This window comes from Halioglobus sp. Uisw_031, assembly GCF_047729875.1.
GTDB lineage: Bacteria > Pseudomonadota > Gammaproteobacteria > Pseudomonadales > Halieaceae > Marimicrobium.
In genome coordinates, this window is the sequence record NZ_CP159826.1 from 1593650 (window position 1) to 1620082 (window position 26433).

At 53.1% G+C, this 26433-nt stretch carries 24 protein-coding genes; 21 read left to right on the forward strand and 3 right to left on the reverse strand.

Going from position 1 to position 26433, the window contains the following annotated elements; all coding sequences use genetic code 11:
* Positions 1 to 101: 101 nt before the first annotated feature.
* Together ABXT62_RS07265 and ABXT62_RS07270 are read left to right on the forward strand one after the other, a co-directional pair.
* The gene (locus tag ABXT62_RS07265) at positions 102 to 557 is read left to right on the forward strand and encodes a flavodoxin (protein ID WP_415357937.1); all 456 of its coding nucleotides are present in this window, start codon (positions 102 to 104) and stop codon (positions 555 to 557) included.
* A gap of 13 nt (positions 558 to 570) precedes the next feature.
* Positions 571 to 1053, forward strand: a complete 483-nt coding sequence (locus ABXT62_RS07270) for a PaaI family thioesterase (RefSeq protein WP_415357938.1) — start codon at positions 571 to 573, stop codon at positions 1051 to 1053.
* Here ABXT62_RS07270 and ABXT62_RS07275 read toward each other — a convergent pair.
* Positions 1050 to 1934, reverse strand: a complete 885-nt coding sequence (locus tag ABXT62_RS07275; protein WP_415357939.1) for a LysR family transcriptional regulator — start codon at positions 1932 to 1934, stop codon at positions 1050 to 1052. The two genes, ABXT62_RS07270 and ABXT62_RS07275, sit on opposite strands and share 4 nt — an antisense overlap.
* 121 nt (positions 1935 to 2055) lie before the next feature.
* Here ABXT62_RS07275 and leuC point away from each other — a divergent pair, with 121 nt between their 5' ends.
* The 17 genes from leuC (at position 2056) to ABXT62_RS07360 (ending at position 21312) form a co-directional block, all read left to right on the forward strand.
* Complete coding sequence (gene leuC, locus ABXT62_RS07280; RefSeq protein ID WP_415357940.1) at positions 2056 to 3474, forward strand: 3-isopropylmalate dehydratase large subunit; 1419 nt, start codon at positions 2056 to 2058, stop codon at positions 3472 to 3474.
* Positions 3475 to 3486: 12 nt separating this feature from the next.
* The gene (gene leuD / locus ABXT62_RS07285; RefSeq protein ID WP_415357941.1) at positions 3487 to 4134 is read left to right on the forward strand and encodes a 3-isopropylmalate dehydratase small subunit; all 648 of its coding nucleotides are present in this window, start codon (positions 3487 to 3489) and stop codon (positions 4132 to 4134) included.
* Positions 4135 to 4180: 46 nt separating this feature from the next.
* A complete protein-coding gene (locus ABXT62_RS07290; protein ID WP_415357942.1) occupies positions 4181 to 5206 on the forward strand; it encodes an aspartate-semialdehyde dehydrogenase in 1026 nt (341 codons plus the stop codon).
* Between the two features lie 187 nt (positions 5207 to 5393).
* The gene (locus ABXT62_RS07295; RefSeq protein WP_415357943.1) at positions 5394 to 7499 is read left to right on the forward strand and encodes a FimV family protein; all 2106 of its coding nucleotides are present in this window, start codon (positions 5394 to 5396) and stop codon (positions 7497 to 7499) included.
* A complete protein-coding gene (gene truA / locus ABXT62_RS07300) occupies positions 7489 to 8328 on the forward strand; it encodes a tRNA pseudouridine(38-40) synthase TruA (RefSeq protein ID WP_415357944.1) in 840 nt (279 codons plus the stop codon). Before ABXT62_RS07295 ends, truA begins: the two co-directional genes overlap by 11 nt.
* A gap of 79 nt (positions 8329 to 8407) precedes the next feature.
* Positions 8408 to 9061, forward strand: coding sequence for a phosphoribosylanthranilate isomerase (locus ABXT62_RS07305; RefSeq protein ID WP_415357945.1), 654 nt, complete (start codon positions 8408 to 8410; stop codon positions 9059 to 9061).
* Positions 9051 to 10271 (forward strand): tryptophan synthase subunit beta, encoded by a 1221-nt coding sequence (gene trpB / locus ABXT62_RS07310; RefSeq protein ID WP_415357946.1) that lies wholly within the window; start codon positions 9051 to 9053, stop codon positions 10269 to 10271. The genes ABXT62_RS07305 and trpB overlap by 11 nt, the downstream gene beginning before the upstream one ends.
* Before the next feature lie 24 nt (positions 10272 to 10295).
* Positions 10296 to 11117, forward strand: a complete 822-nt coding sequence (gene trpA / locus ABXT62_RS07315; protein ID WP_415357947.1) for a tryptophan synthase subunit alpha — start codon at positions 10296 to 10298, stop codon at positions 11115 to 11117.
* A gap of 53 nt (positions 11118 to 11170) precedes the next feature.
* Positions 11171 to 12115, forward strand: a complete 945-nt coding sequence (gene accD / locus ABXT62_RS07320) for an acetyl-CoA carboxylase, carboxyltransferase subunit beta (RefSeq protein ID WP_415357948.1) — start codon at positions 11171 to 11173, stop codon at positions 12113 to 12115.
* The gene (locus tag ABXT62_RS07325; RefSeq protein WP_415357949.1) at positions 12108 to 13400 is read left to right on the forward strand and encodes a bifunctional folylpolyglutamate synthase/dihydrofolate synthase; all 1293 of its coding nucleotides are present in this window, start codon (positions 12108 to 12110) and stop codon (positions 13398 to 13400) included. The genes accD and ABXT62_RS07325 overlap by 8 nt, the downstream gene beginning before the upstream one ends.
* Entirely contained in the window at positions 13401 to 14000 is a 600-nt protein-coding gene (locus ABXT62_RS07330; RefSeq protein WP_415357950.1) for an SPOR domain-containing protein, read from the forward strand.
* 26 nt (positions 14001 to 14026) lie between these two features.
* On the forward strand, positions 14027 to 14512 hold the full coding sequence (locus ABXT62_RS07335; RefSeq protein WP_415357951.1) for a CvpA family protein: 486 nt from the start codon (positions 14027 to 14029) through the stop codon (positions 14510 to 14512).
* 60 nt (positions 14513 to 14572) lie between these two features.
* On the forward strand, positions 14573 to 16093 hold the full coding sequence (gene purF / locus ABXT62_RS07340; RefSeq protein WP_415357952.1) for an amidophosphoribosyltransferase: 1521 nt from the start codon (positions 14573 to 14575) through the stop codon (positions 16091 to 16093).
* A gap of 9 nt (positions 16094 to 16102) precedes the next feature.
* Positions 16103 to 17305: an O-succinylhomoserine sulfhydrylase gene (locus ABXT62_RS07345; RefSeq protein ID WP_415357953.1), complete on the forward strand. Its 1203-nt coding sequence runs from the start codon at positions 16103 to 16105 to the stop codon at positions 17303 to 17305.
* Positions 17306 to 17331: 26 nt separating this feature from the next.
* Positions 17332 to 18261 carry an AAA family ATPase gene (locus tag ABXT62_RS07350; protein WP_415357954.1) on the forward strand — a complete coding sequence of 310 codons (930 nt, stop codon included), beginning with the start codon at positions 17332 to 17334 and terminating at the stop codon, positions 18259 to 18261.
* Positions 18245 to 19276 (forward strand): DUF58 domain-containing protein, encoded by a 1032-nt coding sequence (locus tag ABXT62_RS07355; RefSeq protein WP_415357955.1) that lies wholly within the window; start codon positions 18245 to 18247, stop codon positions 19274 to 19276. Before ABXT62_RS07350 ends, ABXT62_RS07355 begins: the two co-directional genes overlap by 17 nt.
* Positions 19273 to 21312, forward strand: a complete 2040-nt coding sequence (locus ABXT62_RS07360; RefSeq protein WP_415357956.1) for a transglutaminase TgpA family protein — start codon at positions 19273 to 19275, stop codon at positions 21310 to 21312. Before ABXT62_RS07355 ends, ABXT62_RS07360 begins: the two co-directional genes overlap by 4 nt.
* A 54-nt stretch (positions 21313 to 21366) precedes the next feature.
* Here ABXT62_RS07360 and acnB read toward each other — a convergent pair whose 3' ends face one another.
* The gene (acnB, locus tag ABXT62_RS07365; RefSeq protein WP_415357957.1) at positions 21367 to 23982 is read right to left on the reverse strand and encodes a bifunctional aconitate hydratase 2/2-methylisocitrate dehydratase; all 2616 of its coding nucleotides are present in this window, start codon (positions 23980 to 23982) and stop codon (positions 21367 to 21369) included.
* A 190-nt stretch (positions 23983 to 24172) separates the two neighbouring features.
* Here acnB and ABXT62_RS07370 point away from each other — a divergent pair, with 190 nt between their 5' ends.
* A complete protein-coding gene (locus ABXT62_RS07370) occupies positions 24173 to 24631 on the forward strand; it encodes a DUF1289 domain-containing protein (RefSeq protein ID WP_415357958.1) in 459 nt (152 codons plus the stop codon).
* Positions 24632 to 24675: 44 nt separating this feature from the next.
* Here ABXT62_RS07370 and ABXT62_RS07375 read toward each other — a convergent pair whose 3' ends face one another.
* Positions 24676 to 25404, reverse strand: a complete 729-nt coding sequence (locus ABXT62_RS07375; RefSeq protein WP_415357959.1) for a hypothetical protein — start codon at positions 25402 to 25404, stop codon at positions 24676 to 24678.
* A 249-nt stretch (positions 25405 to 25653) separates the two neighbouring features.
* Here ABXT62_RS07375 and ABXT62_RS07380 point away from each other — a divergent pair, with 249 nt between their 5' ends.
* On the forward strand, positions 25654 to 26406 hold the full coding sequence (locus ABXT62_RS07380) for a tRNA-(ms[2]io[6]A)-hydroxylase (RefSeq protein WP_415357960.1): 753 nt from the start codon (positions 25654 to 25656) through the stop codon (positions 26404 to 26406).
* Positions 26407 to 26433 lie beyond the last annotated feature (27 nt).

The following is a 26433-nucleotide window of genomic DNA, read 5'->3' on the forward strand; positions in this document are numbered from 1 at the left end:
GTCGCGATGCCTGTTTTCTAGACTGCCTTTAGGCACCGAGACATGACACAGGGTTAGGGCTGTGTTCAAATCGCGCTGTCGATTCCGCATAGTGCCCTATTATGAAATCTCTGTTGATTGTCTATCACAGCCAGAGTGGCACCAGTGCGAAACTGGCGAACGCAGCCTGGCGAGGCGCACAGCGTGAAGCGGATATTGAGGTTGCCGTGATGCGCGCCTGGGATGCAGGGACGGTGGATCTAGACCGAGCGAGTGGTGTGTTGCTGGTGATGGCCGAAAACTCCGGAGCACTGTGCGGCACCATGAAAGATTTTCTGGACCGCACGTTTTATCCTGCGATAGCTCGGGGGTTGGTATTGCCCTATGCTCTGCTTATCAGTGCCGGCAACGATGGACGCGGCGCGCAGCAACAGGCCGAGCGAATTCTATCGGGCTATCCATTTCCTGCGGCAGCAACGCCGATTATATTGCGCGGGAAATTCTGTCCGGCACATGAGCGTGCAAGCTGCGAGTTGGGTCAGGCATTTGCGGCAGGGTTGTCGATGGGCATATTTTAGAAGAGGGTTTTGGGTGACAGAGAAAATGATAGAGACAGCGCCGCCAGGCTTTGAGCTTTTACCGCAAGGGTTGGGGTACACCGATACTCTGCAGCCGGCCTATCGCAAAGTTGAAGGTGATAGTGCGATTTTTGGCCTTGTGGTGGGCACACAACACAGTAATACCATGGGTATTTGTCATGGTGGAGTACTGATGACGTTGGCCGATATAACGGCAACCACCGGTGCCAATCTGGCACACGGCGTTGCGTCTGGGAGCCCTACGGTTCATCTCAGCATTGATTTTATTGCTTCTGCACGTCAGGGAGAATGGTTGCAGGCGGAGGCGGAACACGTGAGCGTCAAACGGCGCTTCGGATTTTCTAGTGGCGGAATTTATAATAGCGCAGGTGCCGTGGCCCGCTTTAGCGCGACCGTCTATTTTCCAGATCACCAAGGTATGTGGAAGGACGGGCGCCGTGGTGATGGCTTGCTAAAGCGGCAGGAGGAGGGCTAGTCCTTTACGCTACCTTCGAATGATTCTAGCGCCTCTATAAAAGCTTGTGCTGCCCTAGATAGGCTGCGTCCTTCGTGGTGGATGGCTCCGAGTGTTCTCTCGATACGGGCATCCCGAATGGGCAGTGTCGCTAGAGAGGGGTCGCGCATACTACGCGGTAATACGGTCCAGCCAAGTCCTACTGATGCCATCATCCTGATGGTCTCCAGGTAGTTAGTGGTGATCGCAATCTGGATTGGCAGGCTGCGCTGCTCGAACAGGCTTTTCACAATTTGCCCGGTATAGGTGTTGAGTCCGGGCAGGATCGCTGGATGTTGGCTTAGCTCCTTTAGGCCGAGAGCTTTCTTTCGGGTCAGTTGTGTGCCCTCCTGAACCATAAAATCTAGGGGGTCCAGCCAAATTGGCCGCGTAACAATGTTGACGATAGATGAAGGGGCCAGCGTCACCACGGCAAGTTCCACCTCTCCCTGTAGAGTGAGTTCATAGGCCTGTTCGGAATCCATAAAATCGATGTCCAATTGCACCGCCGGAAAGGCCTTGCTGAAAAAACTCAGCAGCGGTGGCAGTCGATGTAAGCCGATGTGATGACTGGTAGCAAGGCGCAGTCGGCCTCGCACTTCGCCGGCCAGATCGCGCACTGACTGCTGTGCTGCCTGCAGCTCAAGATGCACTGCGCGCGCGTGTGGAAGCAGTGCCTCGCCCGCTTCGGTGGTACTGATCCTTCTCCCAATACGGTCGAATAGGCTGACGTTTAATTGCGCTTCCAGCTGTGCTATCCGCTTACTGACAGCGGGCTGTGTCAGGTGTAATCTCTTTGCCGCTTTGGAGAACGATCCACTTTCAGCGACCAGCAGAAACGCTCTCAGGTTTTGGGTGTCCACGACAGATATTCCTCTTTGGAATCAATATTATGAAAATAATAAATTTGAGTTATCTAAAAATCAAGTACATAATTCCAATATCGCACATCCAGCTTTGCTAACCGGTGTATGGAGATTTCCTATGAGTGGACAAACGCTTTACGATAAATTATGGCATAGCCATCTAGTGGAGGAGCGCGATAACGATTGCGGTCTGATTTATATCGATCGACAGCTAATCCATGAGGTGACTTCGCCGCAGGCGTTCGAAGGCCTGCGTATTGCGGGCCGTCAGCCTTGGCGTGTTGATGCGAACTTCGCTGTTCCCGACCATAACGTACCCACGGAGCTGCATGAACGCAGCGGTGGTGTTGCCGGGATTATAGACCCCATTTCTAGGCTGCAGGTTCAAACACTGGACGATAACTGTCGCGATTTTGACATTCTTGAATTCCAAGTTAACGATGTGCGCCAGGGTATCGTGCACGTGGTAGGGCCGGAGCAGGGCGTAACGCTGCCAGGAATGACCATTGTTTGTGGGGATTCTCATACATCCACTCATGGTGCGTTGGGTGCTCTCGCGCAAGGGATTGGTACGTCTGAGGTGGAGCACGTAATGGCCACCCAGTGTCTGCTGCAGCAAAGAATGAAAAATATGCTGGTGCGTGTGGATGGGACGTTACAGGCCGGGGTCACCGCGAAAGATGTTGTACTGGCGATCATCGGTGAAATCGGTACGGCCGGCGGAACCCATCACGCTATCGAATTTGGTGGTGAAGTGGTGCGAGCGCTCAGTATGGAAGGGCGAATGACCATTTGTAATATGGCCATCGAAGCGGGTGCCCGGGTCGGATTAATCGGAGTAGACGACATAACGATCGAATATGTGAAGGGGAGGCCCTATGCGCCAACCGGTGAGCAGTGGGACCGAGCGGTTGATGCGTGGCGTGAGCTGCACAGTGACGATGACGCCCATTTTGATCGTGTGGTGGAATTGCGCGGTGAAGATATTGTGCCGCAGGTCACTTGGGGAACGTCTCCGGAGATGGTGTTACCGGTGAGCGGGATTATTCCGGATCCGGCAACGATGGACCATGCCGGTGAGCGTGAAGCAACTGAGCGTGCCCTCCAATACATGGGTCTCACGCCGGGCATGGCGATTACCGACATTCAACTCGATACGGTTTTTATCGGTTCTTGTACTAACTCACGGATAGAGGATCTGCGTGCCGCTGCGACGGTGATTCAGGGTAAGCACGTCGCTCCCACTGTCAAGCGGGCGTTGGTCGTGCCGGGTTCAGGCCAGATCAAGCAGCAAGCGGAGGAGGAGGGACTGGACAAGATTTTTATCGCGGCGGGAATGGAGTGGCGTGAGCCTGGATGTTCGATGTGCCTTGCAATGAACTCGGATAAGCTTGGCGTGGGAGAGCACTGTGCTTCCACGTCCAATCGAAACTTTGAGGGCCGCCAGGGTTTCGGTGGCCGCACCCATCTGGTGAGTCCCGCAATGGCGGCCGCTGCTGCGGTGGCCGGACACTTTGTCGATGTTCGCAATTGGTAGGAGTTTAGCATTATGAAAAGTTTTACTGTTTTGCAGGGCATAGTCGCCCCTATGGATCGCGCTAACGTGGATACGGATTTGATCATTCCGAAGCAGTTCCTTAAGTCTATCAAGCGCAGTGGTTTTGGGCCTTATCTGTTTGACGAGGTGCGTTATCTGGACCAGGGCGAGCCCGGTCAGGACTGCACGAATCGCCCAATTAACGTCGATTTTGCTTTGAACCAGGCGCGTTACAAGGATGCGGCGGTGTTGCTCGCCAGAGAAAATTTTGGCTGCGGTTCAAGTAGGGAACACGCTCCCTGGGCCCTTGAGGACTTTGGGTTTCATTGCATCATTGCGCCTAGCTTTGCCGATATTTTTTTCAACAACTGTTTTAAGAATGGGATATTGCCCATTGAGCTGGATGCTAATGTGGTCGACGGGTTGTTTGCAGAGATGTATGCGAACGAAGGCTATTCAATGACAGTAGATCTGGCGACTCAGACGATAAAAACCTCTCTTGGGGAGACAGTCAATTTTCAAGTGGATGAGTTTCGCAAGCATTGTCTGTTTAACGGTCTAGATGATATCGCGTTGACCCTCAAGAGTGCCGATGCTATTCGATCTTATGAACAGGGCTGGCGTGAAAAATCGCCTTGGCTGTTCGACGTTATTAAGTAACGGGTTGTAATGAAAAGCTCGAAAAGTATCTACGGGGAGACTGACAATGAATCGTGAGTATGATGTTGCCGTCGTTGGGGCTACCGGGGCTGTCGGCGAGGCCATGATTAGCATCCTGGAAGAGCGGAATTTTCCGGTGCGAAAGCTCTATCTTCTTGCCAGTGCGCGGTCTGCAGGAAAAAGTATTATGTTTCACGGTAAGTCGGTCAGGGTGACCGACTTGGCGGAGTTCGATTTTAGCCAAGTGCAGATTGGATTGTTTTCTGCCGGCGCCAGTATTTCCGAGAAATTTGCTCCGATCGCTGCTGCAGCGGGCTGTGTGGTGATCGATAATACCTCGCAGTTTCGCCGCGACGAAGACGTGCCTCTGATTGTCCCTGAGGTCAATATTGAAGCGCTGGCCGGTTATAGCGCTCGCAATATTATCGCCAACCCCAATTGCTCGACCATACAGATGTTGGTGGCCCTAAAGCCGATCTACGATGCGGTCGGAATTGAACGCATCAATGTAGCGACCTATCAGGCTGTTTCCGGTACTGGCAAGGAAGCGATTGAAGAGTTGGCGGGTCAGACGGCCAGTCTCCTCAATGGGCAGGAGGTTGTGCGTGAGGTCTATCCCAAACAGATAGCGTTCAATGTGCTGCCACAGATCGATACGTTCCAGGAGAATGGCTACACCCGTGAGGAAATGAAGATGGTGTGGGAGACCCGCAGAATATTTGATGATTCCGCGATACAGGTCAACCCTACCTGTGTCAGGGTGCCGGTGTTCTTTGGTCACTCTGAAGCGGTGCATATTGAGACTGTGGACAAGATCACTGCGCAGCAGGCCAGATTGCTACTCGAAAAGGCGCCCGGGATCATCGTGATGGATGATCGAGTCGACGGCAGCTATCCAACAGCGGTGACAGAGTCCGCAGGGACGGACGGTGTATTCGTGAGCAGGATTCGAGAGGATATCTCTCATCCAAAGGGGTTGGACATGTGGATAGTGGCCGACAATGTTCGAAAGGGCGCAGCCCTAAATAGTGTACAAATTGCCGAGAGCTTGATATCAATCTATCTTGATTAATGTCGGTAATTCACTGATACTTTAGGTGTAATTTCAGTTTCTGTTAGCATTTGTGGGCGTTCCAAATGCGATTGCCCGCAGGTGCAGAGTCCGGATGTTTCTGGCGCGGCGGCACAGGCACTCAGAACCCGTGGTCGGCGACAGACAATTCGGCTTTAAATTCGCGGGATAATCATAAGGCGCTGGTATGGCTCGTAAGTTAGCTGCTGTGATGTTCTTGCTGGGAGGTCTCCAAGCGACCTCTGCGCTGTCACTTGGCCTTGGGGCGCTGCAACTTCAGTCTTTTCTCAATGAACCTTTGAATGCCTCTGTCGACTTGCTCGATATGGGTGGATTGCACGCAGACGAAATCATCATTCGACTGGCCAGCCGTGATGATTTTGATAAATTCGGGTTGGACCGGCCCTACTTTCTGAGCAGTATCAAGTTTGAAGTATCCGCCCAAGAGAATGGTGCCGCCAGCATCATTCTGTCCTCAGACGAGCCTGTTCTTGAGCCTTATTTGGAGTTTATCTTAGAGGCGCGCTGGCCTTCAGGCCGCCTGCTTCGAGAATACACTGTACTGATAGACCCGCCGTTTTTTTCTGAGGTCGAAACCGTGGCCGTTTCTGCTGGCCAGCGCGTGAATGAGATAGAAGCCATTCCAGCACCGACAAAAAAAAACGATGAGGTCATCTCCAGCGGGACCTCGGTAGAGATTCGCAGCACCGACCTTGCTCCAGACGCTATGCCTCAGCGTGACTACACTTCGGCAACCGTCTTATCGCCAGTGCCGGGTAGTCGCTACATGATTGGTCGAGAGGATACGCTCTGGCGCATCGCTAGCCTGGCAAGACCGCAAGGGGCCTCGGTACAGCAGACGATGCTGGACATCCAGCGTCTAAATCCTGATGCCTTTGTGAACGGCAACATCAATACGGTTAAAGCGGGATACATCGTCTACCTCCCCAGCGCGTCCGACATTAGCTCGGCAGATGCGGGTTTGGCATTGGCTGAAGTGCGGGAGCAGAACACTGCTTGGCGTGAGGGAAGAGATGCAACGCTAACGTCAGCCAGCGGGCCTTCATTAACGATTTCGACGGAGACTAAAGATGACGTGACGGCTGAAACGGTCGACATCAACGACACAGCTACCGGATCTGTCGGGGCTAAGGCGGCTCCGGAGTCATTACCTGTGAAAGCGAACTCGAACGACGCAGCGGCGCCGTCCTCACTGGCCGACGAGATGCAAGAGCGTCTTTTGGTCGCTGAGCAACAATTGGAGACGCTGCAGCGTATCATCAGTCTTAAGGATGACCAGATAGCTGCGCTTCAAAGTGCTCTTGTAGCAGCTGGCGTTGTCGCTGCTGTAGATGCAGACGCAGAGCCTTTGGGTGAAGATGCTTCAAGTGAAATATTACTCGATGGCGAAGAGCCACTGAAGGCCATGATTACGACGGATGTTGATGCTCCGCGTGACTCGTCTAAAGGAAGTGTCGAGGGGGTTGAGCCCGATGCAGAGTCGTCGCAGGACAAAGTGCCTGTTAACGTTCCCAAAGCGGTTCCTGTTATCGCCCCAGAAACCACAGCGAGTGGCGGCTGGCTGAAAGACCTCTTGTACTTACTGGGTGTTGTTGCTCTGGCAGTGGTGGCATTTGTTTTTGTGCGCCGACGTAAGGTAGATGATGAGGCAATCTCGCGCGCACCGGGTTTAAAGGCCGGTGAAGATGTGTTTTCACAGGTGCTGTTAGAAGAGCAGGGTCTTAATATTGAGGAGTCGGAAGACGAAGAAGCTGTTAGTCCAGTCGCTGTTTCCGTCGACGATCTTGGTACTAGAGAGCGTCATGATGATGAGCCTGCTTCTCACTCAGAGGCAGCCAATGTGCTGGCAGACGTCGACATTTATGTCGTATACGGACGTCACTCTCAAGCAATTGATCTGCTTAATAACGCCATTGCCAGTGAACCTGACAACCCGTTATATAGGCGTAAGCTGTCGGAGATTGAGGGGCAAGTCCATGGTGCGACGAGCTCTGAGCTGCAGATAGAAGAGCAGGACCTGCTCCGTGACGGAGAGGCTGACGTAGATTTTTCTATTGATTTTTCAAGTCCAAATGCTACAGGCTTGGACAGCGAAGAGTTAGTCATTGCGGCCGATGGCTACGGACTGTCGGCTAAACTCGACCTCGCCCGCGCCTACATAGATATGGGTGATGACGAGGCTGCGCGTCAGATTTTAAAAGAGGTCGTCGCTGAAGGTACTGACGATCTCAAAGCCGAGGCTAGCGCTTTACTAGACCGCATTGGCGGATAGTCTGTTTTCTACTGACCTCATTGCCGCCGACACTCGAATGGCTTGTCGTATCGAATACGATGGTAGTGGCTATAATGGCTGGCAGTTGCAGCCTCATGAAGGCGTAGTCACGGTGCAGGAAAAACTCGAGTTCGCACTGTCAAAAATTGCAGCAGAGCCGGTGCGGGTTCATTGTGCCGGACGCACGGATACGGGTGTTCATGCATTTTCTCAGGTCATTCATTTTGATGCTCCTGTGCCGCGCAGTTGCAAGGCTTGGGTGGTCGGCGGCAACGCAAACTTGCCGCGTGACATTCGTATCCACTGGGCTGTTCCGGTCACAGAGGACTTCCATGCACGGTTTTCCGCAGAATCCCGCTGTTATCGCTATGTGATTGCCAATACGGCGATCCGCTCAGCCCTGTCACTGAAACAGGTCACCTGGCACCGTCGTGAACTTGACCAGCTGGCGATGCATACGGCCGCGCAGACGCTGTTGGGTGAGCGTGATTTCAGTGCCTTTCGGGCCGCCTCCTGTCAGTCTACGAGCCCGATGCGCAATGTGCAGTTTATCGAGGTCCAAAGGCGCGGTGATCTGCTGATCATTGAAATAGTGGCCAATGCGTTTTTGCACCATATGGTAAGAAATATAGCGGGCGCATTACTGGCTGTGGGTGATGGTCGTAAATCTTTAGAGTGGATCGTTCAGCTTATGGCAGGGCGAGATCGCAGTCTTGGAGTGGAGACTGCTTCGGCGAGTGGACTGTATCTGGCGGATGTTCAATACCCTTGTCATTACACCTTGCCGCAAACACCTTATGGACCCCTGTTAATTGGGACAAAACTGTAAACTTAGCCTGTCCTGTAAAGACACCAATGGGCGTAATCTGCTATTATGCGCGTCTCGTTTCAGTAGGTTCTTAGGCGATATGTCCGCTACTCGTATCAAAATTTGTGGTGTTACCCGAGCGCAGGATGCCCAAGCTTCTGCAGCGAGTGGTGCTGATGCGATTGGGCTGGTTTTTTACCCTCGCAGCTCTCGAGCCGTCACCGTAGATCAGGCTGCCGATATTGTGGCTGCCGTGCCCCCTTTTGTGAGTGTGGTCGCTTTATTTGTCGATGAACCAATTGGCAGTATTGAGCGTATTATTAGCACCTTACCCATTGATGTTATTCAGTTTCACGGCGATGAGTCGCCAGAATTTTGCCAGCAGTTTGGTAGACCCTGGATCAAAGCATTGCGGGTGAAGCCCGGTCTCGATGTCGTGGAGGAGTGCCAACGGTTCAGTAAAGCACGCGGAGTGCTGCTGGATAGCTGGCAAGCTGATGTGCCTGGAGGTACCGGTAAGACGTTTGACTGGCGGCTCGCCACACAGGCTCTTTGTGTGCCTGTAGTGTTGGCGGGAGGGCTGACCCACGACAACGTGGGTGATGGTATGAGGGCGCTTCATCCTGCGGCAGTGGACGTCAGTGGGGGTGTAGAAGTTTCTCCGGGTCTAAAAGATGCGAAGAAGATACGGCAATTTATCGCGGCTGTTCGTGCCGCGGATCAACAGATGGAAGCGATACCCAATGACGATTAATGCGAGTGAGGATCTGTACGTTGCAGTCCCGGATGAACAAGGGCGTTTTGGACCCTACGGTGGCAAATTTGTTTCTGAAACCTTGATGGCGGCTCTGGCCGAGTTGGAGGTTGTATACCGTAACATGTCCACCGATAAACAGTTCCAGCAGGAATTGGATCACGATCTGCAACACTATGTGGGGCGGCCTTCACCATTGTATGAGGCTAGGCGTTGGTCCGACAGTATTGGCGGAGCACGCATCTACCTTAAGCGCGAGGACCTTAATCACACCGGGGCCCACAAGGTGAATAACACCGTTGGGCAGGCCTTGTTGGCTAAGCATATGGGCAAAAAGCGTGTGATTGCTGAGACCGGCGCTGGCCAACATGGCGTTGCAACAGCGACTATTGCGGCGCGCTTGGGTTTGGATTGCGTGGTGTTTATGGGGGAGACCGACATTCAGCGTCAGGCGCTAAATGTCTATCGTATGAAGCTGCTGGGTGCTGAGGTCGTTTCAGTGACGTCGGGCTCTCGAACGTTGAAGGATGCCATGAACGAGGCCATGCGTGATTGGGTCACCAATGTCGATAACACCTTCTACATTATTGGCACGGTTGCCGGTCCCCACCCTTATCCGATGCTGGTGAGAGATTTTCAGTGTGTCATTGGGCGCGAAGCGCGCGCTCAATCCCTGGCGCAAACCGGACGTTTGCCGGATGCGCTGGTGGCCTGCGTCGGGGGAGGCTCTAATGCGATTGGGCTGTTCCACCCGTTCTTGCAAGATGAGACGGTGGCTATGTATGGCGTGGAAGCGGGTGGGCACGGTATTGCCACAAATCAGCATGCCGCGCCTCTTACTGCGGGCACTCCAGGAGTGCTGCACGGTAATCGGACCTATTTAATGCAAGACAGTGACGGTCAGATTATGGACACACATTCAATATCGGCTGGACTCGACTATCCCGGTGTCGGTCCGGAACACTCTTGGTTAAAAGATATAGGCAGGGTGAACTATGTGGTAGCGAATGATGATGAAGCCCTACGCGCATTCCACAAGCTGACCAAGATAGAGGGCATTATGCCCGCTCTTGAAACGAGTCATGCACTCGCTTATGCAGAGACATTGGCCGCCAGTATGACGCCGGAGCAGACCATTATTGTCAATCTGTCGGGACGTGGCGACAAGGATATCCTGACGGTAGCTGAAATTGATGGCATCGTTGTCTAGCCGGCCCTTATTGGAGTAAAAGTAGTGAGTCGTATCGCGGGACGTTTTCAGCAGTTGGCAGCGCAGGGTCGAACCGCCCTTATTCCTTATATTGTCGCTGGTGACCCCAGTCAAGATATCACCGTGCCGCTCATGCATCGGATGGTGGAAAGTGGCGCGGATATTATTGAAATTGGGGTGCCTTTTTCTGATCCTATGTCCGAAGGGCCGGTGATTCAGCAGGGGCACGAGCGCGCCCTCGCAAATGGCATGTGTCTAAGCCGTGTGCTGGAGCTGGTGCAGGAGTTTCGCAAGTCTGATGACACTACGCCGCTGCTGCTGATGGGCTATGCCAACCCGGTCATGCATATGGGCTATGCGGCGTTCGCCGATGCCGCGTCAGCGGCGGGCCTCGATGCATTACTGACAGTGGATATTCCGCCCGAGGAGGTTGACGACATTAACGCCCAGCTTCAGCGTGTGGGCATCGACAATATATTCCTGGTTGCACCCACGACGCCTGAAGAGCGGATCACACGCATTGCAGCCGGAGCGAGTGGTTTTATCTATTATGTGTCGTTAAAAGGAGTCACAGGCGCGGGTCATCTGGACTCGGATGAAGTCGCGCAGAGACTTGCAGCAATTCGAAGACACAGTACATTGCCTCTGGCGGTGGGTTTTGGTATCAAGGACGCTGATTCTGCCAGGACGGTAGCGGCGGTAGCGGACGGCGTTGTTGTCGGTAGTGCGCTCGTCAACGCCATGGCTCAGACGCTCGCTGATGGCGGTAATCCTGGGCAGGCCATAGAGGCTGTTGCTGCCCTGTTGGGCGAAATACGCAAAGGGATTGACAACGCGGCTTCCTAGTTGAGCCGCTCCGCGCTTATAATGGTCCTTTCTATACAATGGCGGGGAACACGATGAGCTGGATAGATAAAATTCTACCTTCTGGTGTGCGCAGTTCTGTTGGCGACAAGACGTCTAGTAGCGTGCCTGAGGGCCTCTGGAAAAAATGTGTCAAATGTGAGGCAGTGCTATATCTTCCCGACGTAGAGCGCAACGAGGACGTTTGCCCCAAGTGCGATCATCACATGCGCATCGGCGCTCGCTGGCGTCTGAGTCGCTTTTTTGATGCCGGTACAAGTGAGGAAATCCTGTCTGAAATTGTGTCTGAAGATCGGCTGAAATTCAAAGACAAGAAACGCTATAAGGATCGATTGATATCAGCGCAAAAAGCGACGGGCGAGAAGGACGCGCTGGTGGCGATGCGCGGTACGCTGCAGGGTTTACCTGTGATCGCCGTCGCTTTTGAATTCGAGTTTCACGGCGGATCCATGGGATATGCAGTAGGTGAGAAGTTTACCCGCGCCGCTCATATGTCGTTGGAAGATAAGATTCCTCTTGTCTGTTTTTCGGCTTCCGGCGGTGCGCGCATGCAGGAAGCTTTGATTTCCCTGATGCAGATGGCCAAGACTAGTGCTGTTATCGAGAGAATGAAGCTGGCTGGTGTGCCTTATGTCTCTGTGATGACAGACCCGATCTATGGTGGGGTTTCTGCATCATTGGCCTTGCTGGGTGATATCAATATTGCCGAGCCAGATGCCCGCGCAGGGTTTGCAGGGCCCAATATCATCGAACAAACCATTCGACAAAAACTTCCGAAGGGATTCCAGCGCAGTGAGTTCCTGCTCGAGCATGGTGCGATCGATATGATTGTGCACCGCACTGATATGCGCGATACCATTGCGAGATTATTATCCAAGTTGACTGGGCGTCCGCTGACCATCGTAGTAGAAGAAGAATTGGATGAGCCTCAGGATAGCGAAGAAGCGCCTGCGGCTATCCCGGCGGAGGAGGATGAATAAAGCGTCTCTGACACAGTGGCTGCAGCGTCTGGAGACAGTTCATCCCAAGGAAGTAGATCTTGGTCTGGAGCGGGTTTCGACAGTCGCTTATGCATTGCAGTTATTACCACTAAAATACCCTGTCGTTACGGTTGCCGGAACGAATGGAAAGGGGTCCACCATAGCGGTATTGGAGGCACTGATAAGTGAGGCCGGATATCGCGTCGGTATTTTTACGTCGCCCCACTTGCTGCGCTTTAATGAGAGGATTCGAGTTGCTGGTGTCGATGCCTCGGATGCGGAAATCGTTCATGCTTTTGGGCTCATCGACCAAGCTCGAGGGTCAGTGTCTCTTACCTACTTTGAGTTTGCCGCATTGGCTGCACTGCTTATTTTTGAGGCCAGCGAGCCGGATTTTGTTATTCTGGAAGTCGGTTTGGGTGGGCGGCTGGATGCGGTGAATATAGTCGATGCGTCAGTGGCGGTTATCACCAGTATCGATCTCGATCATCAGGGGTGGTTAGGAGAGTCGCGAGGCGAAATTTCACGCGAGAAGGCTGGTATACTGCGCAGCGGTCGCCCCGCCGTTATTGCGGATTCTAATCCTCCTCCTGAATTGTTAGATTGTGTTGAGAGTGTTGCCGCCAGCCCGGCTCTGTATCTGGGGCGAGAGTTTTCGGTAGCCGCGGTGGACGGACAGTGGCAAGCTCAACTACAGATGCCAGACGGTCGTTCAAGGACGTTGTCGGCGCTTACAAATGGAGCCTTGTTGCCCGAGAATATTGGGGCAGCAGTGCAGGCTACGTTGTTGCTGGGCATTGAGTTCAGTGATGGTTGTTTAGCCGCTGCGCTGGCTAAGGTGAGTGCGGTGGGGCGTCGCGAGGTGCGGCGTGTGGCGGGACGAGACTACGTACTGGACGTGGCTCACAATCCGGCTTCAGTGTCTAAGTTGCTTGAGTTTTTGAATGCAAGACCTTGTAATGGCAAGAGAATATGTATTTTTTCTGTTATGGCAGATAAAGACATATCAAGTATTATAGAGGCGACAGCTGGGCACTTTGATGCCTGGTTTCTGGGTGATCAGCCGGGTAATACACGGGCTGCTGGCGCAACAGAGATTGCCGCATTGCTCGATGACAGAGGGCAGACCATGGTCAGTATCAGCAAGAATTTGCGGCAGGCTTTCCGGCGTGCACAAAGTGTCGCAGGAGAAGGCGACAGGCTAGTGGTGTTTGGTTCGTTTTACACACTGGCCGCAATCCTGCCGCTGCTAGACAAGGATCACAGTAAGTATGAGGCGCTGTAAGTGAACGATATCCTCAAGCAACGCTTGGTTGGTGCACTTATTTTGGTGGCACTGGGTGTTGTTTTTTGGCCCATCATTTTTTTGCAGCCTGACGATAAAACAGCGTCACAGCCACAGTCTATTGCGCCGCTGCCGGCCGCGTCCATCGGAGTTGTGAGCCAAGGGGACTCGAGAGCGTTGTCGGACCTCGCAATGCTTGGCGATAATCCTGATGGGGGTGAGCGTGCTGAAACTGCCCTTCTTGCAGTGGCAACACCTTCAACGATATCGTCCGAGGCGGTACCCCAGTCCAGCGACTCTAATACCATTGGAGCCCGCGCCAACGCGCCTGAGCAACTGGTCATGGACAGCGACGGCATACCCGTGGCCTGGACCCTTCAGGTAGTCACTGTAAGTAGTGCCGATAAGGCGGAGGCATTACGCAAACAATTGCTGGATATGAGCCAAAAGGCTTACATCGTCATCGTGCGCTCCAACGGCAAGAAACTGTATCGAGTGTGTATCGGTCCGAAGTTTGAGAGAGTTGAATTGGAAACGCTTCAGGCGAGTATTAATGCTCAGTTCAAAGTGAATTCGATCGTCGCGCGGTATATTCCGTGACACATTGGACGGCGGGGTAATCCACCATGGTGGATTGGGTTAATTTTACTGCGGTAGACTGGGCAATTATCGCTGTGCTGGGTCTTTCCATTCTGTTGAGTTTGTGGCGCGGCTTTGTTCGTGAAGCAGTGTCATTGGCAGGTTGGATTGCGGCATTTGTGATTGCCAATATGTTTGTTGGGGAAATGGCGGCGTTTCTGCAGCAATGGATTGCCAATGTTACGGGGCGCTATGTTGCTGCTTACGCACTGTTGTTTGCGGGCATGCTAATGGTAGCAGGGATAGCGGGTAAGTTGAGCGCCCAGGTTGTAAAAGTAACAGGACTGACACTACTGGATCGCTTGCTGGGTACCGTCTTTGGCTTCGCCCGCGGTATTATTATTGTGCTTGTAGTGGTTTATGTTCTCAGACAGTTAGCACCACCGCAGAATGTGCTGTGGTTAGATGAGTCCCAGTTAATGCCGCACGTCGACATGCTGGGGCAATGGGTACAAGCTTTGTTTTCCAGGTAGAGCAACAGATAAGTCCTGGAGCGTTCGAGCTAAATTTTTTCCAAGTGAGGTAGAGACTGAATGTGTGGCCTGGTGGGTTTAGTTGCGAAGTCGGATGTCGCCCCGGAGATCTACGATGCCTTGACGGTTCTACAGCACCGTGGGCAGGACGCTGCGGGTATTGTGACCTGTGTTGGCGGAAAATTTAGTCAGCGTAAGGGCGAGGGGCTAGTGCGGGACGTTTTTCGGCAGCAGCATATGCAGCGACTGGGAGGCCCCATGGGTATTGGCCATGTGCGCTATCCCACTGCGGGCAGTTCGGGTACTGCGCTTGCACAGCCCTTTTATGTCAACTCGCCGTATGGCATTGCCCTTGCTCACAATGGGAACCTAACCAACTCGGAGCAACTCGCCCAAGAGCTATTCCAGGATGACCTGCGGCACCTCAATACTGATTCTGATTCAGAAGTATTACTGAATATTTTTGCGCATGAACTACAGACCCTAGGTAAGCTCAGCCCTAGTGCAGATGATATTTTTACCGCTGTGGCATCGGTGCATAGGCGCTGTCGTGGCGGTTACGCTGCAGTAGGGTTATTAGTGAATTATGGGGTATTTGGTTTTCGCGACCCCTTTGGCATTCGACCGTTAGTGATCGGTGCTCGCAAGACGCATGCGGGTGAAGAATACATGATAGCCTCCGAGAGCGTCGCCCTTGATGTGGTGGGCTTTACCTTTTTGGATGATGTCGGCCCCGGTGAGGCGGTATTTATAGATCAGGAAGGTAAGCTGCACCGACGTCAATGTGCACCTAATGCCACTTTGCGCCCCTGCATTTTTGAGCATGTTTACTTCGCGCGTCCCGACTCACTGATGGATGGCATTTCGGTCTATAAGACGCGTATGCGCCAGGGTGAAGCGCTCGCTAAAAAAGTAAGACGATTGCGCCCGGACCTCCATATCGACGTCATTATCCCAATTCCTGACACCAGCCGTATTGCCGCACAATCCATGGCCTATGAATTGAATATAAAGTTTCGCGAAGGACTAATGAAAAACCGCTATATTGGCCGTACTTTTATTATGCCGGGTCAGAGTGAGCGCAAAAAATCGGTACGGCAAAAGCTCAACCCAGTGCCGCTGGAGTTTTCAGGCAAGAATGTCATGCTGGTGGATGACTCAATTGTGCGTGGCACTACCTGTCGCCAGATTATAGAGATGGCCAGAGATGCGGGTGCCGCGAATGTCTACTTTGCGTCGGCTGCGCCACCGGTGCGCTATCCCAATGTCTATGGTATCGATATGCCTTCGGCATCAGAGTTGATAGCGCATAACCGCAGTGTAGAAGAAGTTTGTGAGTTAATCGGCGCAGACTGGCTGGTGTATCAGGATCTTGACGATCTCATTCGCTGTTCCCATGATGGCAATCCTCACGTGGACGGATTCGACTGTTCGGTGTTTAATGGCGAATATATTACAGGGGATATCGATCAAAGTTACCTCGATCGACAAGAGTTTCTGCGTAGCGATGATGCACAGAATGAAAGGCGGGTGGAATTACAGGCAGAAGGCGGTATGGTCGGTCTGCATAACGATGTGTAGGGTGTAGTGATGAGTGATCACGAAGATTTCGATCCGCTTGCCGACGCGCATCATGATACGCGGGCTATCCGCAGTGGTATTAGCCGCACGCATGAAGGGGAGCATTCAGAGCCCATATTTGCGACGTCGAGTTACGTCTTTTCTAGTGCAGCGGAAGCTGCAGAGCGTTTTTCCGGTGAGTCTCCGGGCAATGTTTATTCTCGATATACCAACCCTACGGTGCGAGCATTTGAGCAAAGGCTTGCCGCACTGGAAGGTGCCGAAGCGGCCGTAGCGACGGCGTCAGGCATGGCTGCAATACTGAGCATTTGCATGGCCCTACTCAAGTCGGGAGACCACGTGGTGTGTTCCCGTGATGTCTTTGGTACGACGATTAGTCTGTTTAGCAGATACCTTGCCAAATTTGGCATAGAGGTCACTTTTGTGCCGCTGCTCAATATTGACGGCTGGCGCAGTGCCTTGAGGCCTAATACGGTGATGTTTTTTTTGGAGACACCGTCAAACCCACTGTGTGAGGTCGCTGATTTAGCCGGTCTGTCCAAACTTGCGCACTTAAACGACTGTCTTCTAGTGGTAGATAACTGCTTCTGTACCCCCGCGCTGCAGCTGCCCCTGACCTTGGGAGCCGATATCGTTATGCACTCGGCAACAAAATATCTGGATGGCCAAGGGCGCTGTGTGGGTGGGGCCGTAGTTGGCCGCAAGCAGCATATGGATGAGGTGGTGACGTTTTTGCGCACTGCAGGTCCCACCATGAGTCCGTTTAACGCCTGGGTTTTTCTTAAGGGTTTGGAAACACTGCGCTTGCGTATGGAGGCCCATAGTCGGTCGGCATTGGAGATCGCCGAATGGCTGCAACAGCAGCCGGCGGTGGAAAGGGTTTACTACGCCGGACTCAAGGATCACCCAGGGCATGCGTTGGCAGCCAAGCAGCAGTCGGCATACGGGGGGGTATTATCATTCCTTGTCAAAGGTGGGCGTGAACAGGCCTGGCAGTTTATTGACGCCACCCGTCTAATGTCCCTCACGGCTAACCTGGGTGACGCCAAGACCACGATTGTTCACCCGGCGACGACGACCCACGCGCGGCTCAGTGCAGAACAGAGAGAAGATGCGGGTATTCGCGACGGACTCATCCGCATCGCTGTAGGCCTGGAAAACGTGGAAGATCTAAGAGCAGACTTGCAGCGGGGTTTTGCCGGAATTCGCTAAAAAGTGCGGCTTTTCGGGGCTTTATAATGCATATACAGGGCATCATCGATTCCGCAGTAGAAGAAATAGGACGAACCCTATTGGGCAAAGAGCCTCAAATCAGGCTGGCTTTGTGTTGCCTGTTTGCCCGAGGACACTTGCTGATTGAAGACTTACCGGGGATGGGTAAAACAACGCTGTCTCATGCGTTGGCTGCTGTACTGGGACTATCCTGGAAGCGGGTGCAGTTTACCAGTGATCTGCTGCCAGCAGATATTCTGGGTGTCTCGGTCTTCGACGCTAACAATGGTAGCTTCAACTTTCACCCAGGGCCTATTTTTACGCAGTTGTTGCTGGCAGATGAGATTAACAGAACTACCCCGCGTACCCAGAGCGCCTTGCTCGAGGCAATGGCGGAAGGGCAGGTCACTGTTGAGGGCGAGACACGCCCTTTGCCACAACCCTTTTTTGTTATTGCCACGCAAAACCCAATTCATCAGTCTGGAACATATCCTCTTCCTGAATCTCAGTTAGATCGTTTCTTGATGCGACTGGAGCTGGGCTATCCACCGCCGCGCGCAGAACGTGAAATGCTTGAGCGTCGTCATAGTGCGGCTTTAGAAATTAAGCATCCGCGCCAGTGTATAGACTTGGATCAATTGGAAATGATTCGGGTTGCAGTGAGTCAGGTACACGCCTCCGACAATTTGTTGGATTACCTGCAGCGGCTGGTCGCTTATACCCGCCAGTCAGCGGAGTTTGAGGTCGGTTTGTCGCCGCGTGGCGCGCTAGCGTTACTGGACTGCGCCAAGACGTGGGCAGCGATGCACAATCGTGGACACGTGGTGCCAGAAGATGTGCAACTGGTTTTGCCCGCCGTGGCGGGACATCGCCTGATACCCAGTGGTGATTATGCTGGCGACGGTCACGCGCTCGTAGATCTATTGCAGCGCAATGTGGATGTTGTTGGGCCCTGAGCACGACTCAGTGGAGAACGACGCATTAGGCACGGAACGGCACAGCAAGGGTATCCGTGCGCAGATTAAAGCTCGGTTCCGCGGATGGATTGATCAACGTATTCCGCCTGCGCGCGAAGTCACCTTGGACCAGCGTCGCATTTTTATATTCCCCAGCCGGGTCGGTTTCTTCTTTGGCGGTTGTCTGTTGGTCATGCTGCTCGCTGCCATCAATTTCGAAAACAATTTGAGTTACGCACTGACGTTTTGGCTTGCTACGCTATTTATTGTTGCGATTCTGCATACCTATGCCAACCTATCTGGACTGACAATCCGTGCCTTGCGCGCGGAGCCTGCTTTTCCCGGGCAACAGTCTGAATTTCATTTAATGATAAAACGGAGTAAGCGCCGCGATCACTTTGCGCTCCATCTGAAATGGCCAAATAGTAGTGAGACTCTGGTAAACCTCGTCGATGAAGACAGCGTTATTGTGCAGCTGCATATGGCCGTGGGCTCGCGTGGCTGGTTCAGTCCTGGGCGCTTGTTACTGGAGTCGACTTATCCGCTGGGCTTATTGCGTTGCTGGACCTTGATCGATCTGGAGTTATACGCTCTGGTCTATCCCCGCCCTCTGGCATCGACAGACCTGCCTGGACTGGCGACGAATACGCCTGACGGTGCTGCAGTGTTTGTCGACGGTAGCGATGATTTCTACGGTTTCAGGGGCTACCGTAAGGGCGACTCACCGCGTCAGGTGCACTGGAAGGGACTCGCGAAGCAACAGGGCTTACTGACAAAGCAGTACACCGCTTACGCAGATCGCAGCGTCTGGTTGGACTGGGACATGTTTGCTGGACTGGGCACGGAGCAGCGCTTATCCCATCTCTGTTATTGGCTGCTGGAGTTTGACCGTCGCGGACAGGAGTACGGGTTGCGATTGCCAACCGGAGTGATTGAACCTGCACTGAGTGAGAAACACCGTGATCGCGTCCTCAAGGAACTTGCACTTTACGGCAAGGAGCAACGAAGCCGGTGAGTATTTTACAGCAGGTGCCACGCAATGCCCTGGTATGGATTATCATCTGTTTGTTCGCGTTGCTGGCACCACACGCGGGTCGCCTCCCGATATGGATTCTTGCCCTCTATGTGGTCGCTGTTATCTGGAGGCTGCAGGTCCACCGGGGGCGCTGGTCATTTCCCAGTCGGTCGGTGAAAGTGGCGATGATCCTCAGCGGCTTTGTTGGAATCTATGCCAGCTATGGTTCGTTTATCGGTCTAGAGCCTACGGTCGCTCTATTGCTGATCGCGTTTGCGCTTAAATTAGTGGAATTGTCACATCGCAAAGATGCCTATGTCCTGCTGTTTTTAGGATATTTTATTTGTATCACCGAGTTTCTATTTAGTCAGGATTTGTCGGTCACATTGTATGCGCTTGTCTCGGTAACGCTGGTGACTACTGCGCTGGTTGCGATTCATCGACCTGGAGAGCAGGAGTTCAGACTCGGCACAATTCGCGTTGCCAGCGTTATGTTATTACAGGCGATGCCGCTGATGATTATATTATTCTTTCTGTTTCCTCGTTTCGGTCCACTGTGGACGGTGCCAATAAAAAGTCATACCGCAAAGACTGGCATGAGTGATTTCATGAAGCCTGGCGATGTGGCAAGTCTCAGTCAGTCAGCCGATGTGGCCTTTCGGGTAAAGTTTGATGGTGACATTCCAGCTAAATCAGCACTCTATTGGCGAGGGCTAGTGTTCAGTCGAATTGAGCAGGGGGTGTGGTCAGCCCTTGAATTCTATGACCTCCCCGCGAATCAACGTCGACCTCAAGAAGTCATTGGTGACGGCGAGCCTATACGCTATAGCATCATTATGGAGCCCACTCAGCAGAACTGGCTATACGGACTGAAATACGCTCGCTCCGATACACGAGGGGTTATGCAGACATCCGACTTCCGTTTGTTTTCGCCCGTCCCGGTAGAAACAGAATATATGTACACGGTGAATTCATGGGCGAATGTCGCGGTGGACGAAGTACTGTCCGATTGGCGACGCAAGACAGAAACGCAATTGCCTCCAACAGGAAATGCTAAAACGCGAAAACTGTCATTGGATCTCAAGGCAAAGGCAAGCAGCGATGAGGCTTTTGTGGGTCTGGTGCTCGACACGTTCAGACGCGAACCCTATGTCTACACCTTGCGCCCCGGGTTACTGCCTGAGCAAGACTCAATCGATGCGTTCCTGTTTCAATCGATGCGCGGATTTTGTGAGCATTACGCCTCGGCTTTTGTCTTTATGATGCGTGCCGCGGGCGTACCGGCTCGGGTGGTGGCCGGATATCAGGGCGGCGAGATTAACCCCATTAACAAAACGGTGATTGTGCATCAGTTTGATGCTCACGCCTGGGCTGAAGTGTGGCTTGCGTCTCGCGGCTGGGTGCGGGTAGATCCTACCGCGGCGGTATCTCCGCAGCGAATCGAATTTGGGCTAGAGGAGGCCATGGAGTCCGAGGGAAGCTTTTTATCCACAGTGCTTCTGTCTCCCCTGCGCTACCGCAGTGTACCCCTGCTAAATCTGCTGCGTTTACGCTATGACGCTCTGACATATCAGTGGCAGACTTGGGTGGTGGGTTTCGACAATGAGCGACAGTTTGATCTGCTGCGCAGTTTTTTGGGCGAAACCACGGCAAAAGTGTTTGCTATCGTATTACTCGGCAGCTGGGCTCTGGTGTTGTTGCCTGTGGCTATTTCGTTGCTTTTTAAGCGCGATATAGTTCCAGTGAGCCCGCTGGGAAAGCACTACCGTATTTTTTGCAAGCGCCTGGCCAGACTCGACCTTATACGTGGGCCAGGAGAAGCACCTGGCCAGTTTGCGCAGCGTGCTGCAAAGGATTTGCCAGATTACGCCGGCCCGCTTTGGCAGATTACGGACCTTTACAATCAGCTGGCTTATGCTGACGCTAAATTATCTGCAGCCAATGCTGCAAAAGATTTACAACACTTTGCCCGCGTGGTTAGCCGGTTCCGGCCAAAAAGACACAGTGCAGCGTTAACCAAAAAGACAGAGTTGTAAGTCAACGAAATCCCCGCGTTTGCGGGGCTATTTGTTATTCACAGGTAGGAGGAGTCAGGCGCGCAACTCCTGAATTTCGACTGCAGCAATGCGCGCTCCATCCTCGGCACTCTTCTGAAACTTTGCGATCTGGTCAAAGCTGAGATAGCGATAGATATCATCGGCCATGGAGTCGAGATTTTTTGCATACTCCATGTATTCCGCCGGGGTTGGCAGTTTGCCTAGGATTGCCCCGACCGATGCCAGTTCTGCTGAGGTAAGGTAGACATTGGCACCGTCGCCCAAGCGGTTAGGAAAGTTGCGTGTGGAGGTCGAGAGCACCGTAGAATTTGCTGCTACCCTAGCTTGGTTGCCCATGCACAACGAGCAGCCCGGCATCTCTGTGCGCGCGCCAGCTGCACCGAAGATATTGTAGTAACCTTCTTCCATTAGCTGGTGCTCATCCATGCGAGTGGGAGGTACGATCCACATGCGGGTTGATATCGATCCCTTATGTTGCTGCAGCAGTTTTCCAGCAGCCCGAAAATGGCCGATGTTAGTCATGCAGCTACCGATGAATACTTCGTCTACTGTGTCGCCTGAAACCTCAGACAGTAAGCGCGCATCGTCGGGATCGTTAGGGGCGCAGACGATAGGCTCGGTAACCTCTGCCAGATCGATCTCGATAACAGCGCTGTACTCGGCATCGGCATCGGCTTTCATTAGACTCGGATCTGCCAGCCACTCTTCCATTTTGCACGCCCTGCGTTGCAGCGTCCTGCTGTCGCCATAACCTTCAAAGATCATGGTGCGCAGCAGTGCAATATTGGAGCGCAAATATTGGGCTACAGTGTCTTCATCTAGCGCGATAGTACAACCGGCGGCAGAGCGCTCCGCTGAAGCATCCGATAGTTCAAAAGCCTGCTCCACGGTAAGGTCGCTAAGCCCTTCAATTTCCAGAATGCGGCCGGAGAATATGTTTTTCTTGCCTTTCTTTTCAACCGTTAGTAAACCTTGCTGAATAGCGTAATAGGGGATGGCGTGTACGAGATCGCGCAGGGTAATACCAGGCTGCATTGTACCTTTGAATCGGACCAGCACCGACTCGGGCATATCCAGCGGCATCACGCCCGTGGCCGCGGCGAATGCGACTAGCCCAGACCCTGCGGGGAATGATATGCCCATCGGGAAACGTGTGTGCGAGTCACCTCCGGTGCCAACAGTATCGGGGAGTAGCATCCTGTTGAGCCACGAGTGAATAATGCCATCACCCGGGCGCAAGGAGACGCCACCCCTCGTCATGATGAAGTCCGGTAGGGAATGTTGCGTTTCAATATCGACCGGCTTGGGGTAGGCGGCAGTGTGACAGAAAGACTGCATGGTTAGGTCAGCGGAGAAGCCAAGACATGCCAGATCTTTCAATTCGTCGCGGGTCATCGGTCCGGTAGTGTCTTGTGAGCCAACAGTCGTCATGCGCGGCTCACAATAGGTGCCCGGGCGTATACCCTCAGTGCCGCAGGCTTTGCCGACCATTTTCTGGGCAAGCGTGAAGCCCTTACCCGTATCTCCAGGCTGCTTTGGCTTGCGAAACTGTTCCGATTCGGAAAGGTTCAATGCTTCGCGCGCACGGGCCGTAAGACCACGTCCGATAATCAGATTGATGCGACCACCGGCACGTACTTCGTCGAGTAATACATCCGATTTCAGCTCGAATTCGCTGAGTACTTCGCCGGACTCGCTGAGTATTTTCCCATCGTAGGGGCGGATTTCGATCACATCCCCCATGCCTAGTTTTTCAACGGGCGCCTCAAATACTAGGGCTCCGGCATCTTCCATGGTGTTGTAAAAAATGGGCGCTACATTACTGCCAATACAAATACCGCCACCTTTCTTGTTGGGTACACCCTTGATGTCGTCGCCGAAGTACCACAACACGGAATTGGTCGCTGATTTGCGAGAGGAACCTGTTCCGACAACATCACCGACAAAGGCCACTGGCAGATCGTTAGATTGTAGATCCTGAATCTGTTGCATTGGCCCTGTGACGCCATGTTCCTGCGGTGAAAGCCCATCGCGGGTCATTTTGTACATGGCGAGTGCGTGCAGGGGAATGTCAGGGCGCGACCAGGCATCGGGAGCCGGAGAAAGATCATCGGTATTGGTCTCGCCGGTGACTTTGAACACAGACACTTTAATGGAGGCAGGAACTTCTGTTCGATCGGTGAACCATTCGGCATTGGCCCATGACTGCATAACAGCCTGAGCATTGACGTTACCTGACGTGGCTAATTCGGCGATGTCGTGGAACGCTTCAAATGCCAATAACGTGTGTTTCAGCTCAGTGGCAGCTGCTACGCCAAAGTCTGGGTCAGTCAGCAGACCCACCAGCGTTTCAATGTTGTAACCGCCATGCATGTTGCCCAGCAGTGCGATAGCCGTCTTTTTATCGATCACCGGGCTGCTAGTCTTGTCGCCCATGAGGGCCGATAAAAAACCTGCCTTGACGTAGGCGGCTTCGTCCACACCGGGAGGCACGCGGTTGCTGATTAGTTCTAGGAGATAGTCTTCTTCTCCGGCGGGCGGGTTTTTCAGTAGCTCAACTAACTCAGCGACCTGCTCGGCATTCAACGGTTTGGGTGGGATATTCAAGGCGGCACGTTCGGCCACATGGTTGCGATAGGCTTCTAGCATGGTGGAGCTCCTTTACATAGCCTGGGTCACCCAGAGTACGAGCTGAGTACTTGCGAGGGCAGAATAAATCAGCGCATAATTATAGCGTAAGGCGTAAATAAGATAAACGAATCAAGCGGTTATATCGTGCATTCACAGGGGTGATATCTTAGAATTAGAAGCTAACCCTGATTGGAATGTGCTCTCGGCAATGCTGCATCCCCCTGTAAAAACCCCCTGTATCGGCGTCTGTTCCACGGGTATCGGTGACACCGTGTGTCGGGGATGCAAGCGTTTTAGTCACGAGGTGATTGACTGGAATAGCTACTCGCCAGCACAGAAAAAAGCGGTAGATGGCCGGTTGTCTGACTTTCTGTCCCAGTGCGTCAGTAATAAGCTAAGGGTGACTGATAAAGCGTTGCTTGAGTGGCAAATGGAGGTTCAGCAGATACGTTATGTGGAGCATCATGATGAGTACTGTTGGGTATTCAGTTTGCTGAAGGCAGGGGCCGGTCAGATAAAGGACCCGCACGATTACGGTTTTGAAGTGGCGCTGTGCTATCGCGAGATGACACTGAGCGCCTTGCGCGAGACGATCGATTATGAATTTTACATTCTCTCAGAGGCACACTATGAGCGGTATATGCTCAGTCCTGATTTATTCCGCTAGTGAGGTGAATGCGGGGCGCGGGTGAGCTTCATGGTGAGATTACGCTACGCGTTCTTGCGCCTAGCTATCCCAAATAATCCGAGCAGCGCTGAACCGAATAGCCAGGCTGCAGCGGTAAGCGGCTCAACTTGCCTATCTGTCGCAATATTCTCCACTCCCCAATCGTCTTGCGCCGCCTGAATGCCGGAATGGTATTCAGTAACGGCATGCGACTCGAACGTGCCGCCCGACACAGTAACGATGTCAGGGTAATCTTTGGCGAGGGAATGGGGCATCGGATTCTTGGAGCCGTATTGCATGGTCGGCACGCTGAGTATTTCGTTTGTTACATTGATGGATCCCACAGGTGCCGAGCCGCCATCAAGTGCCGGGCCGACATCATAGATAAGATCAGTCTGATAATTAGCAAGGGCTGCGGCGGTACTGTCTATATTTATGTGATCGTTGAAATCCCATAAGGTGTCTTTAGTCGAACGCTGTCCCGCGTCACCGAGATAACGGCCAGCCTGCGGGAAGTAGACGCTGGCACCCGCATTCGTTAACGCCGGGGTTGAATGCTGCTGAGCAGTGCCCACGGCAGCCATTGCCAGCGGCGAGCCGTTAGAGAGCTGCGAGAAAATGGCCGCTTTGCCATTTGGAATACCGTTATGGCCAAAAGTATCTGCGTCCAGTGGGCCAAAGGTATCGTCCAGGGGCGCGGCTGCAACACAGTGCGGCAAAATCAGTGGACCAACCAGGCTCATGAGCCTAGCGTAAAAGCGAATAGACACCATTAAATTCCTTTGCGATACAACTGTGACAACAGTTTTGCCTGATCGTTCTTGGTGACGGCTATAGAAAACATAATATTTATGGCACCTTAATAAAATCAAGAACTTAGCTCAGGGCTGCACCGAATGTCAGGGAATCCGTCTCGATACTGCGACAAAGGGCGCAGTCATGGACTGTTATTCACATTTTTATGTCATAGGACATCGCTACGAGGGAAAGTAGTCAGGCTAAGACGATGATACAATTGACTCATGACGAGCATCACGCATATCTATCCTGACTTCCTACACTGCGCTACCCCCAGAGCGTGGGTGGAGGAGGCGGCTAAACCCGAACGGTTACAGGACTTACTGACAGACCATGCCAACTGTGAGCGCAAGGCAGCGGACTCAGCGCTGGCGACTATGAAGCGGTACGCGCACGGCATACCGGGCATTGCAATTCGTGGCAGAAAGGGGCTTCACGGCGAAAAAACGGCAGCCAGTAGTGCTTTAAATCTTGTGTATCCTTCTGTGGAGCATCACTCGCTTTTGAATAAACTCTCAAGATTGGCGCGTGAAGAGTTACGTCACTTTGAGCAGGTCATTGCCATTATGAAGGCGAGGGCGGTAAGCTATCCACCGTTGTCAGCCTCGCGCTACGCGGGAACGTTGCGCAAGCAAGCGCGATCTGATGAGCCCAGCCGCCTAGTAGACACTTTACTGATCGGTGCCATTATCGAGGCTCGCTCCTGTGAGCGCTTTGCGGCACTGGCGCCTAAACTGGATGCCGAACTTGGCGATTTTTATCGCTCCCTGTTGAAGTCTGAATCGCGGCACTTCCTCGACTACCTCAGGCTCGCACAGGGGGTTGGTTCAAAGGCCGAGGTAGACGAGCGCCTGCCTGTTCTGCTGACGTGTGAAAAGGCGTTGATTGAACAACCTGATGTTGAGTTCCGCTTTCATAGCGGGGTCCCGCAGTGCGGGCTCAAGGAGGCGCCCGCAAAGCGTGAATTAAATCTCTAAGCTATGTTAGATATAAGCCTTAACATG